This is a genomic window from Arthrobacter sp. 05T444, from assembly GCF_056395905.1.
Window position 1 is genome coordinate 150,444 of record NZ_JBFTKK010000003.1, and the last position, 12,805, is coordinate 163,248.

The 12,805-nt window shown below is 66.6% G+C and carries 11 protein-coding genes; 7 read left to right on the forward strand and 4 right to left on the reverse strand.

What is annotated here, in order from left to right:
* Positions 1-41 precede the first annotated feature (41 nt).
* The 7 genes from AC1DD3_RS04915 to AC1DD3_RS04945 all read left to right on the forward strand — a co-directional run bounded on the left by AC1DD3_RS04915 (position 42) and on the right by AC1DD3_RS04945 (position 9,092).
* The gene (locus AC1DD3_RS04915) at positions 42-1,445 is read left to right on the forward strand and encodes a DUF6421 family protein (protein ID WP_476881101.1); all 1,404 of its coding nucleotides are present in this window, start codon (positions 42-44) and stop codon (positions 1,443-1,445) included.
* Positions 1,442-2,245, forward strand: coding sequence for an SDR family oxidoreductase (locus tag AC1DD3_RS04920; protein ID WP_476881102.1), 804 nt, complete (start codon positions 1,442-1,444; stop codon positions 2,243-2,245). The genes AC1DD3_RS04915 and AC1DD3_RS04920 overlap by 4 nt, the downstream gene beginning before the upstream one ends.
* A gap of 51 nt (positions 2,246-2,296) precedes the next feature.
* Positions 2,297-3,385 carry a threonine aldolase family protein gene (locus AC1DD3_RS04925; protein WP_230116676.1) on the forward strand — a complete coding sequence of 363 codons (1,089 nt, stop codon included), beginning with the start codon at positions 2,297-2,299 and terminating at the stop codon, positions 3,383-3,385.
* 82 nt (positions 3,386-3,467) lie between these two features.
* Positions 3,468-4,124 carry a DUF3000 domain-containing protein gene (locus tag AC1DD3_RS04930; RefSeq protein ID WP_230116785.1) on the forward strand — a complete coding sequence of 219 codons (657 nt, stop codon included), beginning with the start codon at positions 3,468-3,470 and terminating at the stop codon, positions 4,122-4,124.
* A 57-nt stretch (positions 4,125-4,181) separates the two neighbouring features.
* Positions 4,182-5,504, forward strand: coding sequence for an HRDC domain-containing protein (locus AC1DD3_RS04935; protein WP_476881103.1), 1,323 nt, complete (start codon positions 4,182-4,184; stop codon positions 5,502-5,504).
* Positions 5,505-5,622: 118 nt separating this feature from the next.
* On the forward strand, positions 5,623-6,939 hold the full coding sequence (locus tag AC1DD3_RS04940; RefSeq protein WP_476881104.1) for a thiolase family protein: 1,317 nt from the start codon (positions 5,623-5,625) through the stop codon (positions 6,937-6,939).
* On the forward strand, positions 6,936-9,092 hold the full coding sequence (locus tag AC1DD3_RS04945; RefSeq protein WP_476881105.1) for a 3-hydroxyacyl-CoA dehydrogenase NAD-binding domain-containing protein: 2,157 nt from the start codon (positions 6,936-6,938) through the stop codon (positions 9,090-9,092). Before AC1DD3_RS04940 ends, AC1DD3_RS04945 begins: the two co-directional genes overlap by 4 nt.
* 46 nt (positions 9,093-9,138) lie before the next feature.
* Here the strand turns inward: AC1DD3_RS04945 and AC1DD3_RS04950 are convergent, their stop codons facing one another.
* From AC1DD3_RS04950 to AC1DD3_RS04965, 4 genes are all read right to left on the reverse strand, one after another.
* A complete protein-coding gene (locus AC1DD3_RS04950) occupies positions 9,139-10,095 on the reverse strand; it encodes a DMT family transporter (RefSeq protein ID WP_230116680.1) in 957 nt (318 codons plus the stop codon).
* Positions 10,092-10,697 (reverse strand): TetR/AcrR family transcriptional regulator, encoded by a 606-nt coding sequence (locus AC1DD3_RS04955; RefSeq protein WP_476881106.1) that lies wholly within the window; start codon positions 10,695-10,697, stop codon positions 10,092-10,094. The genes AC1DD3_RS04950 and AC1DD3_RS04955 overlap by 4 nt, the downstream gene beginning before the upstream one ends.
* Positions 10,698-10,816: 119 nt before the next feature.
* Complete coding sequence (locus tag AC1DD3_RS04960) at positions 10,817-11,608, reverse strand: TIM barrel protein (protein WP_230116682.1); 792 nt, start codon at positions 11,606-11,608, stop codon at positions 10,817-10,819.
* Positions 11,605-12,726, reverse strand: a complete 1,122-nt coding sequence (locus AC1DD3_RS04965) for a Gfo/Idh/MocA family oxidoreductase (protein WP_230116683.1) — start codon at positions 12,724-12,726, stop codon at positions 11,605-11,607. The genes AC1DD3_RS04960 and AC1DD3_RS04965 overlap by 4 nt, the downstream gene beginning before the upstream one ends.
* Positions 12,727-12,805: the final 79 nt, after the last annotated feature.

The window sequence follows — 12,805 nt, forward strand, 5'->3', positions numbered from 1 at the left end:
TCGGCGTAGATGCTCAGGCAACCAGGAAGGCCACGCCGAAGATGACCATTACAGTTACCACCGCCCCCGCAAGGATCTCCGCGGACCACCCCGAATGGCGGCAGCTCAAGGCAGCAGCCACGGCCTTGCGCGGACTGCAGGTCCAGGACGGCTCCGTCCCGGACAAAGCGGACCACGCAGCCGCGGCGGGCCTCGTTTTGGCCATCATTGACGCCGTCGAAGCCCTTTCACCGTCCTTCCCGCACGATGCCCGCTACCTGGAACTCCTGGCCAGCGACTTCACCCGCTGGATGGAGGCCGGATTCGGCATCCCTGACTTCCTGGATTCCCTGCTGGCGTTCCAGCCCCAGGAGCACCGCCACAACGGGCTTCAGCACCTGGTGGTCTTCCCCATGTACACCCAGAATGGCAGCAACAGCCGGCTCGTTGAGGCTGTGCTGATCGACGTGATCTGGCCCGAATTCATCGCCGGGCTCGAAGAGGGAGAATACTCGAACAAGCTGTTCGTCCCCATCCGTTTCCTCGACTTCACACCTGGCTACGACACCAACTCCGCCGTGCTGTTCCCGGAGACCGTGGCCGTCCGCGAAACCCCCAAATTCACCTGGGGCGCGATCTTCGCAGACCGTGAGGCCGCCCGCTTCCGCCGGGTCCTCCGCGCCGCCGCGGACACCACGTCCCTGGAACTGCCCGCCGGGGCCGCCGAACTTCTCGAGGACCAGGAACTCACCGAGAAAACGTTTGTGATGTGGGATCTGATCCACGACCGCACGCACATGCGCGGCGACCTGCCCTTCGACCCGTTCATGATCAAGCAGCGCATGCCGTTCTTCCTGTACTCGCTGGAAGAGCTGCGCTGCGACCTGACGGCCTTCCGGGAATCCGTGAAAATCGAAAAGGACGAAGCCGCCGATCCCGAGGCCCGCCGGCATGCCAAGCTGGTCCAGTACGCCGTCATTTTCGACCGTATTTTTCGCTTTGCCATCACGGGCAGCCGGGTCCGCAACTACGACGGACTGGGCGGTCAGCTGCTGTTCGCCTGGCTGCACCAGCACCGCGTGCTGCACTGGACCGACAGCCGCCTCAGCCTCGACTGGGACGAAGTTGCCGGCGTCGTCATTGACCTCGGCGCCCGGATCGAGGAGCTGTACTGGCGCTCCATCGACCGGCCCAAGACCGCCCACTGGCTGGCGGCTTACGAGCTCATCTCCGGAACGCTGACCCCCAACCCGGCCTCGGTCTGGGCCAAGGGGCCGGGGGCCCTCCCCCTGGACGGGCCGCCGCGCGGCCTCACCGACCAGGTGCTGGACGACGAGTTCCCGCTGTCCATGTTCTACGAAGCGCTTGAAAAGAAGATGCGCCACGTGATCGAGTCGACCGCCGGCATCACCGGATCATCAGACGCAACCGGCACCGGCCCCGCCGCGGAGGCGATGACTGAATGACCGGAAACAGCACCCCCACCGTCGTGGTCACCGGCGGGAGCGGCCCATCGGGCATCGCCGTGGCACGCGCCCTGGCGCGGGCCGGCTTCACGGTATACACCGTCGGGTCGGACAGAGACCGGATCGAAGCCGCCGCGGCGCAGGCCGGCAGCGGTGTCACGCCTCTCATCTGCGATCTCGGCAGCCTGCCGGCCGTCCGCGAACTCCGCGGAGCCCTTGTGCGGACAGCGGGCAGGATCGACGGCGTCATCCACCTCGTGGGCGGCTGGCGCGGGGCCCAGGGTATCGCCGACCAGAGCGACGAGGACTGGGACTTCCTGGAACGCAGCTCCGTGACGACGCTCAGGAACGTGACCAGGGTGTTCTACGACGACCTCGCAGCATCTGAGGTCGGCAGGTTTGCCATGGTGTCCTCGACGGCGGTCACCGTGCCGTCCGCCGGCGTTGCCAGTTATGCGGCGGCCAAGGCCGCCGCCGAGGCGTGGACCATGGCAGTGGCGGACGGGTTCCGCCAGGACCAGCACTCCGAAAGGCAGGCGGGAGCAGGGCAGGCAGGCGGCGGCCGGCACCTCTCCGACGAACCGTCCCGTGACGAAGAACAGTCCAGTGACGCTGAACAGCACAGCGCCGCAGTCGTCCTCGTGGTCAAGGCGCTCGTGGACGGTGCCATGCGGAGCCGCCAGCCCGAACGCAAGTTTCCCGGTTACACCGACGTCGAGGATCTGGCAGCCGCCGTCGTCGGCCTGTTCGGAAAACCCGCCGCTGAACTGAATGGGCAACGGATGCTGCTGACCCAGTGACAGCAGCAATACCTGGCCGGAACTCCTTAGACTGAAAGCGTGACCAAAGCGATGACAACCACTGTAGAAACGGCCGGCAACGGCACCATGTCCCGGCTGCACGACGCGTCAGTCCGGGGCTTCGCGTCGGACAACTACTCGGGCGTGCACCCCGAGGTGCTGGCCGCCCTCGCCGCCGCCAATGAGGGCCATCAGGTGTCCTACGGCGAAGACGACTACACAGCACGCCTCCAGGAGCTGATGGAACGGCACTTTGGCGAAGGCATTGAGTGCTTTCCCGTCTTCAACGGCACCGGCGCCAATGTGCTGTCGCTGCAGTCCCTGCTCCCCCGCTGGGGGGCGGTGGTCTGCGCGTCAACGGCCCACATCAACATGGACGAGAACGGCGCTCCCGAGCGCATCGGCGGCATCAAGCTACTTCAGGTTCACACGCCGGACGGCAAGTTGACTCCTGAACTCATCGACCGCGAGGCCTGGGGGTGGGGTGATGAACACCGCGCCCAGCCGCTGGCCGTCTCCATCACACAAACCACGGAATTGGGCACGTGCTACACCCCGGAAGAGGTGCGCGCGATTGCCGAGCACGTCCACGCCAAGGGCATGAAACTGCACATGGACGGCGCCCGGCTGGCCAATGCCGCCGCGCACCTCGACGTCCCGCTGCGTGCTTTTACCCGCGACGCCGGCGTGGACATCCTGTCATTCGGCGGCACGAAGAACGGGCTGCTGTTCGGCGAGGTGGTGGTGGCGCTGAATCCGGAAGCCGCCCACGGCCTCCTCTTCCTGCGCAAGATGAACATGCAGCTGGCCTCCAAGATGCGCTTCATGTCCGCCCAGTTCATCGCGCTCCTGGAAGGCGACCTGTGGCTGCGCTCGGCCGCGCACGCGAACGCCATGGCCGCTAGGCTGCGGCACGCGGTGGACGCCATCGACGGAGTGGAGCCGACCCAGAAAACGGAATCCAACGGCGTCTTTGCCATCCTGCCCGAGGGCGTGGCGGACCGGCTGCGGACGTCCTTCCGCTTCTACGACTGGAATGAAGCTGCCCGCGAAGTCCGCTGGATGTGCTCCTTTGATACCAGCGAGGAGGACGTGGACGCATTCGTCGAGGCCATCAGGAGGGAGCTGTCCGCCGGGTAGGGTCAGCCGGATTGCCGGGGCTGGATTGCGGCGGCCGGCGGCGAGCCTGCGGGGATCGGCGGGTTCCAGTGCGTAGCCTGCGATTGTGAACGCACTGGCCCAGGTTCCTGCGGATTTTCTTTACGCCTTGGGAACGCTCCGGAAAGCACGATGCCGCAGTGAGCTGCGCCTGGACGAGATCCCGGCGCCGTCGCGGCTGGCGCCGTTCGCCGTTGCACTTGGCGCCGAGGTCATCGGCACCGGCAGCCTCGGCAGCGACTACGCGGCTGTCCACGGTCCGGCGGCCATGGCCCTGGCCCGCTCCGCTGCTGCCAGCGACTCCGACGGCGATGAACTCGCCACCGGCCGCTTCATCTTGCTGCACGATCCCGACGGTTCCGCCGTCTGGGACGGCGAATTCCGGATCGTGACCTACATCCGGGCCCAGCTGGATGCGGACATGGGCAACGACGAAATGCTCGGCTCCGTCGCCTGGACCTGGCTCGTGGAAGCCCTGGAAACGCACCGCGCCCCCTACCGGGCCGCGGGCGGAACGGCTACCCGCGTGCTGTCGGAAAGCTTCGGCACGCTCTCCGACAGGCCCGGATCAATCGACATCGAACTCCGGGCATCCTGGACCCCTGCCGGCGCCGATGTCCAGGCCCACCTTGAAGCCTGGTCCGACATGGTCTGCACGTTTGCCGGCCTCCCTCCGCTCCCCGATGGCGTCTCCGCGCTGCCCCGCAGGCGCAGGAACTAAGGGCCCCGCCCATGGTGACTCCGCCCTGCGGCGTGCTGCCGGTAAACTAGGGGCATCATGACCCCTCAAAATCCGGAAAACACCACAGCCGGCGCCCCGGCTGCTGAAACCACACCCCACATCTCGGTGGAAGGCTTCGATAGCCGCGTCCCCGTTGTCATCGACCTCGACTCCCCGCGCGACGGCGTGCCGCTTGTCATTGAGACGCAGTCAGGACTGGAGCGCTGCGCGGCAGCCATTGCGGCCGGCACCGGCCCGGCGGGGGTTGACGCGGAGCGGGCTTCGGGCTTTCGATACGGTCAGCGCGCCTTCCTGGTCCAGATCCGCCGCGAGGGATCGGGCACGTGGCTCATCGATCCCGAACCCTTTGACGACCTTCGGATCATCAACGATGCCCTCAAGGGCGTCGAATGGATCCTGCATGCGGCCAGCCAGGACCTTCCCTGCCTTTCAGAGCTCGGCATGTGGCCCGACAGGCTGTTCGACACCGAACTCGCGGCCCGCCTGGCAGGACTCCCCCGGGTCGGACTCGCCGCCGTCATCGAGCAGCTCCTTGGATTCGGCCTCGCGAAGGAGCACTCGGCGGCCGACTGGTCCACCCGCCCCCTGCCGGAACCGTGGCTCCGTTACGCCGCCCTCGACGTCGAGGTCCTGACGGAGCTGCGTGAGGAGCTCATCGAACTGCTAGAGGCAGACGGCAAGCTCGACTTCGCCGAGCAGGAATTCGCTGCCATCCTCGCCGCCGGACTTGCGCCGCCAAGGATCGACCCCTGGCGCAAGACCTCGGGGCTCCACCAGATCCGCGACCGCCGCCAGCTGGCTGCGGTGCGCGAGATGTGGCTTGAACGCGATTCGCTTGCCCAGAAGCGGGATGTGGCGCCGGGCCGGCTGATTCCTGATTCCTCCCTCGTGGCTGCAGCCAAGGCCATGCCCGCGACCGTGCCGCAGCTGCTGGGCACCAAGGGATTCCATGGCCGGGCCGCCCAGCGCGAGGCCCCCCGCTGGCTCCGCTGCATCGCAACCGCCCGCACCTTGGACGACCTTCCCCCGCTGCACCTCCCGACCAATGCACCCCCGCCGCCCCGGGTCTGGGCCGAGCGCGACCTCGCCGCCGCGGAGAGACTGTCCACAGCCCGTCCTCTGCTGCAGAAGAAGGCCGAGGAATTCAATCTTCCGCTGGAGAACCTGCTGACGCCTGATTACCTGCGCCGCGTCGCCTGGCGCCCGCCGGCTGACATCAGCGAAGCGTCGGTCGCCGAAGAGCTCAGCGCACTGGGCGCCAGACCGTGGCAGATTGAACTTGTGGCGCCGCTGATCACCGCGGCATTCCTGAATCCGCAGCCCCTGCCGCCGAAGGAACCCAAAGAGCCCACGGCCTAGCAGAAATCCGCTCCTTGCACGCTAAGTTACTGGCGAGTAACATTGGGCTCACTGACGCTTGGATCCCTGATGACTTCTGGCCAGGATCCGGCACCAACGTCTCAATGAGGAGCAGCACGTGAGCCAACACCGAAGCAGCGGAAATCAGCGCGTTGTCCGCGACGTCGTCTTCGTGGACGGCGTGCGAACGCCTTTCGGCCGGGCCGGCGAGAAAGGCATCTACGCCGGCATGCGGGCTGATGACCTGGTGGTCAAATGCATCCGCGAACTGATGAGGCGCAACCCGGCCCTGCCCGCCGCCCGCGTCGACGAAGTGGCCGTCGCGGCAACCACCCAGACGGGCGACCAGGGCCTCACGATCGGGCGGACGGCTGCCCTGCTGGCGGGGCTGCCCCGCACGGTTCCCGGCTTCGCCATCGACCGCATGTGCGCCGGCGCCATGACCGCCGTCACCGCGACCGCAGGCGGCATCGCCTTTGGCGCCTACGACGTCGTGATTGCCGGCGGCGTGGAACACATGGGCAACCACCCGATGGGTGCCGGCGCCGACCCCAACCCGCGTTTCATGTCTGAGCGGCTCGTGGATCCGGCCGCCCTCAACATGGGCAATACGGCGGAGAACCTGCACGACCGCTTTCCGGCCATCACCAGGGACCGCACTGACGCGTACGCGGTTGCCTCCCAGAACAAGCTGCAGGCCGCGTACGGCACCGGACAGATCCAGCCGGACCTTGTTCCGGTGGCCACCATGAAGCCCGGCCAGGGCTGGACCGTCAACACGGTGGATGAGCCGCCGCGCCCGGGAACCACGCTGGAAGACCTGGCCTCGCTGCGGACGCCCTTCCGTGCCCACGGCCGCGTGACGGCGGGCAATGCTGCCGGACTGAACGACGGCGCCACGGCGGCGCTGCTGGCATCCTCCGACGCCGCGGCGGAACTGGGGCTGGCCGTGAAGATGCGGCTCGTCAGTTATGCCTATGCGGGAGTGGAGCCGGAAGTCATGGGCATCGGGCCCGTTCCGTCGACCGAAAAGGCCCTGGCGAAGGCTGGCCTGGACATCGGGGACATCGGCCTGTTCGAAATCAACGAGGCATTTGCCGTCCAGGTCCTGAGTTTCCTGGACCATTTCGGGATCTCCGACGACGACCCCCGGGTCAACCGCTACGGCGGGGCCATTGCGGTGGGCCACCCGCTCGCCTCCTCCGGCATCCGGCTCATGAACCAGCTTGCCCGGCAGTTCGAGGAGGACCACACCGTCCGCTACGGCATCACCGCCATGTGCGTTGGCCTGGGAATGGGGGCCACCGTCATCTGGGAGAACCCGCACCACGCCGACTACAGCGGGGCGGGGCCCCTGAACGCCGAAAACACCGCAGAAATATCCGCCCGCAACGAGTCCCCGGCCTCCACCCACACCGCAGGAGCAACAGCATGAGTGCAGCAGATTTCCGCAAGCTCGCCGATCTCTTCCCCGACGAGACGGTCACCCACTCCTACGTACAGGACATCGAGCTGCCCGCCGCCGCAGGCGGAGCAGGCGGAGGCACCTTCGCTCTCATCACCCTCGACAACGGGCTGGATCATTCCAAGCCCACCACCCTTGGGCCCAACACGCTCGTGGAACTCGGCACCGTTCTCGAAGGACTCCGTGACCGGGCCGCCAAAGGTGAGATCGTGGGCGTTGGCGTGACGGGCAAGCCGTATTATCTCGTGGCCGGCGCTGACCTGTCCGCGGTGAAGTCGCTCAACAACCGGGAGCACGGCCTGTGGATGGCGCAGCTGGGGCACGATGTCTATGCCACGCTTTCCAACCTTGGCGTGCCAAGCTTCGCGTTCATCAACGGCGTGGCACTGGGCGGAGGTCTGGAAATCGCCCTGCAGTCCACGTACCGCACTGTCTCCTCCGGAGCCGGGGCGCTGGCCCTCCCTGAATCCTTCATCGGGCTGGTTCCCGGCTGGGGCGGGGTCTATCTGCTGCCGCGCCTGATCGGCCCCGAAAATGCCCTCAGGGTCATGATCGAAAACCCGCTCAGCAACAACCGCACGCTCACCGGGCCGGATGCCTACAGGCTGGGCATCGCCGATGCCATGTTCGAACCGGCCGACTTCGTGGAACAGTCCGTCGCGTGGGCCGCGAAAATCATCTCCGGCGAGGTCACACCCGAGCGGCCCAACGCCGTCGACCCTTCTGACCCGGAAGTTGCCGCCCGCTGGGCCGGGGCGGTGGCGGCCGGCCGCTCCTTCGTGGAGTCCAAGACGTCCAACGCCTCGCCCGCACCTGCCAAGGTCCTGGAGATCATGGAGACCACCCGGACCTTGTCGGAGGCAGACTCCGCGGCATTGGAATGCGAAACCCTGGCCGGCCTCATGCAGACCGACGAATTCCGCTCGACGGTCTACGCATTCCTTGACCTCGTGCAGAAGCGCTCCAAGCGCCCCACCGGCGCACCCGACCGCAAGCTCGCGCGCCCCGTGACCAAGATCGGCGTGGTGGGTGCCGGACTGATGGCCAGCCAGCTTGCCCTCCTTTTCGCCCGCCAGCTCAAGGTCCCTGTCGTCATGACCGACATCGACCAGGCCCGCGTGGACAAGGGTGTGGGCTACGTGCACGCAGAAGTGGACAAGCTGCTGGGCAAGACGCGGATCAGCCAGGACGCCGCCACCAGGACCAAGGCGCTCGTGACCGGGTCTGTTTCCAAGGAGCAGTTCGCAGATGCCGACTTCGTCATCGAAGCGGTCTTCGAGGAACTGAACGTCAAGAAGCAGGTCTTCGCCGAACTGGAGGCCGTGGTCTCCCCCGACTGCGTCCTCGCCACCAACACGTCATCCCTGTCCGTCACTGCCATGGCCGCAGACCTGCAGAACCCGGAGCGGCTGGTGGGCTTCCACTTCTTCAACCCGGTGGCCGTCATGCCCCTGCTGGAGATCGTCCGGGCCCCCCGGACAGACGACGCGGTGCTGGCCACCGCCTTCGAACTGGCCAAGGGGCTCAAGAAGACCGCAGTGTTGGTCAAGGATGCTCCGGCTTTCGTGGTCAACCGCATCCTTCTGCGGCTCATGGGCGAAGTCACCGCGGCCTTCGACGAGGGAACGCCGGCGGACGTTGCAGACAACGCCCTGCGGCCCATGGGCCTGCCCATGACGCCGTTCACGCTGGGCGCGATGGTTGGCCTGCCCGTGGCACAGCATGTGCAGGAGTCGCTGCATGCGGCGTTCGGCGGGCGCTTCCCGGTGTCGCAGAACCTGCAGAAGCTGATTGACAACGGGGTGAAGTCACTCTGGGCGGCTGCTGCCGACGGCGGCCAGGAAATTCCCCCGTCGACGCTGGCGCTGATGTCTTTCGGGACCTCCCCTTCAAGCGGCGAGGAAGTCCTGCGCCGCACGCAGGATGCCCTGGCCGAGGAAATCGGCCTCATGCTCGACGAAGGCGTGGTGGCCGGGCCGGAGGATATCGATCTCTGCATGATCCTGGGTGCGGGCTGGCCGATGTTCCTGGGCGGCATTACTCCTTATCTGGACCGGGTGGGCGCGTCCGAGCGTGTCAACGGCAGGCGCTTCCTGGCCCCCGGAGTGGCGTCCCGGCCGTAAGTTTCTGCCGGCGGCGCGGCCGGGCGGTGTCGGGCCCTTCACGTTTTTAACGTGACGGGCTCGACGCCCGGACTTTTTCGGCCTGCCCGTAACGCGCTGTAGCAGCAGGCAGCGTCAGCACGAACAGGCTTCCTGCGACCAGCGCGGCACCAACCCAGGCCGGAGCCGGCAGGCGTTCGCCCACTACTGCCACCGCCAGGATGGCGGCCACCACTGTCTCAGTGAGGGATATCGTAGTGGCCGTGCTGGCGCGGACACGTGCCAGGCCCCAGCCGAACAGAACGTAGCCGGCAAACATCGGAACTAGGGCCATATACACACCGACGGCCGCGTTCTGCCAGGAAGTGACGAGCGGAGTGCCGGTTATTGCCAGTACGGGCATGAGCAGTAGCCCGCCTATGCCGAAGACGGACCCCATGACTGCTGTTGAGGGTACGCCCGTGTTAATCAGGCGGTGGGCGGCCCAGGAGTAGACCGCATACGTGAGCCCGGCAATCAGCCCCAGGCCGATACCGGCTGACGTGGACCATCCCAGATCCGCTGCCGGATCACCTTGCCCCGCTCCGGCGAAACACAACAGCACGGTACCGGACAGACCGAGCACCGCGCCCACCGTCCACCGTCCCGTAAATCTTCTCTTGTCCACAATCCGTTCAATGACGGCGGAGGCGAGCGGAGCTGAACCGATGGAGACAACGGTCCCAACCGCCACGCCGGCCAGGTGCATTGACGAGTAGAAGGCGAGCGGGTACGTTGCGACGGCCAACGACCCCAAAGCCATCGTGGACCACTGGCTGCGCAGGGATGTGGCGAACGCCATGATCGATCGTGCTGCAATCGCCGCCTGGAGCAGGCCGCCCAAACCCATTGCTGCCGCTCCGATCGCGAGTGGGCTTACTTCGGGGGCGAAGGTGGCCGCCGTTCCCGTTGTGCCCCACAGCACCGAGGCGGCCAGGACAAACAGCGCCCCCCAGGAACTTCCCCTGAAACCTGCGTTCTTCACAGGCCGCCGATCAGCGTGGCCGCAATCCCGCGGGCTTCCTGAATACAGCTGTCGTTGCCTTCGAGGCCTGCCCGGGCCATCGACCCTTCAAGCAGGAACGCCAGGTGCCGGGCAATTGAACCCGCCCGATCAGGTGAGTGCGGAAGGAGCTCGGCCACATGCTCGGATAACAACGCTTCAACCTCCTCCTTGTGCCGCCGGACCACCGTCCTTCCAGAGTCCCCGGCGGGCAGCTCGGCTGCGGCGTTGAGCAGGCCACAGCCCCGAAAGCCATGCTCGTACGCCAGACCGGCGTGATCTGCATACGCATCGAAGACCGCGAGGACGCGCTCCCTGGCGCCGGTCGCCCTCTCCAGCCTCATCCGATAGAGCCCCATCCACTCCTCGTGGCGGGCAGTCAGGTACGCCGTGATGAGGTCCGCTTTCGAGGCGAAGTTGTTGTAGAGGCTCTTCTTGGCCACGCCGGCCTCTGCCGTAATGGCGTCAATTCCCGTTCCGGCCAGGCCGTCTGCATAGAATCGCCGCGAGGCCGCCTCGATGAGTGCGTCGCGGGCACGTCTCTTGGGCGGGGCGCCTCCTGGTGTCAGCTGCTTCCCGGTCATCAATGCTCCTCGCGAGTGGTGTGCATAGTAGGTAGCCTAGTCTACCTACGCGCCCGAGTGCGCCAGCGCAGCGGTACCGCGTACCATGACCAGCGCCATGAAGGTGGCCGTCGAGCCGGTCAGACGTCGAAGGCGGATCCGAAGGCGGCCAAGGCGGTGTCCCCTGCTTCCAGGCTCTGCCCACCGAAGGCACCTGCCTCCAGGCCGATGACGCCGGTGTACCCAGCATCTCTAAGGGCCGAGGCGACGGCACGGTAGTTGATCTCCCCCGTACCGGGTTCGAACCGGCCCGGAACGTCTGCAACCTGGATCTCCCCGATCCATGGCCGGGCGGCACGGACCAGTTCGATCAGGTTTCCCTCTCCGATCTGGGCGTGATAGAGATCCAGCATCATCCTCACGTTCGGATGGTCAACCGCCGAGACAAGGGCCATGGTGTCCTTTGCCCGGGCCAGCGGTATGCCGGGGTGGTCCAGAATCGTGTTCAGGTTTTCGAGTGCAAACGTCACGCCATGCTTCTCACCCAGCATGGCCAGACGCTCAAGGGTGCGCAGGCCTGTCAGCCACATCTCGCCGGTAGAACGGTGAAGCGGCCGGACGGCGCGGCCTCCCTCGCCGAGCTCGGCCGGGTGGACCACCATCCGTTCGACACCGAGTTCCAAGGCCGTTGGAATCAGCTTTTCCGCGGAGGCGAGCACTTCCGCGGCCCCGGCGGGGTCGATGAGGCTGCCGCCAAAGTAGCCGCTCATCGACGAAAAGCGGGCCCCGGTGGCTGCAAGGGCCGCAATATGGCGCCCCCGGGTGTCCCAGAGCTCCACTTCGTAGCCCTGCCCCTGGATGCGGCGGACCCTCTCGATCAGCGGCAGCTCACCGTAGACCATTTCGGCACAGACGGCCAAGCGGAAGCTCATGCGTGCTCCCCCACAGAGCGGAGATCCGGCTCGGCTGCCCGCAGCGCGGCGATCGAGGCGACATCCACAGGCAGCCCGGTTCCGGCTGACCGTGCCGCGGCCAGGGCCACCGCCAGGGCGTTGCGGGCATCTGCCCAGCCCGGACCAGGAATTCCCATGGCCTGGACGCCCTCACGCCGCGCCGAAACTGCGTCGGCGAAGCGTCCAACTTCCTCCGTGTAGGCGTCGTGGAAGAGATCCACGTTTAAACGCACCGTGGAACTGCCGGTGCCGGCTGCGGTGTAGCTGGTCGCGCTGGAGGCCCGCAAACCGCCGGCTGTCACCATGCCGGCGGACCCGAACACCTCACCCCTCACGTCGTAGCCGTACAGTGCGTTAAAGTTCGCCTCGGCCACCGCAATGGCACCGTTGCTGTAGGTGACGGTGACGACCGCCGTGTCCAGCAGTCCGCCGGCTTTCGCTTCCGGGGCAACCAGCGCGTCAGCCACCGCGTGGACGCGCACTGGAATGGCGCCCGGATTCAGCCAGTTCAGCGTGTCAAAGTCGTGGATCAGGGTCTCCAAGAAGATCGTGTTGGGCGGGATGCGTTCCGGATTCGCGATCCCTGACGCGGTACCCGGGTCCCGCGTCAGGGACCGCAGCAGCTGGGGTGTCCCCACAACGCCGTCATCTATCAGCTTCCGTGCCGCGGCGAAATCGGCCGCGTAGCGCCGGTTGAAGCCAAACTGCACAATAACGCCGGCGGCCTCGGCCGCCGCCATGGCCTCATCCAGTTCCTCGACAGTGCGGCCGCCGGGCTTTTCGCAGAACACGTCCTTCCCCGCCCGGGCCGCGGCCGCGATCAGACCGGAGTGGAACCGCGCCGGTGCCGCGATGAGCACGGCATCGACGTCCGGGTCATTGATGACATCAGCGGGATCGGCGCTGATTTTCGCAACGCCCAGCCGGCTCGCGAGGGCCTCGACGGCGGGCATGGCCGGATCAGCGATGGCTTCGAGGCGGGCATTGGGAATCCGGCGGGCAACAGACTCGGCGTGGAAGGTTCCGATCCAGCCGGCGCCGATCAGGGCGATTCGGACGGGACGGTCTGCGATGACCGGGTGCTGACGGTAACTCATGGCGACTCCTGGGAGAATCTAGATCGTTCTAGTTCACCCATGGTGGCATGCCGCTGGCTTCCTGTCTAGATCGTTCTAT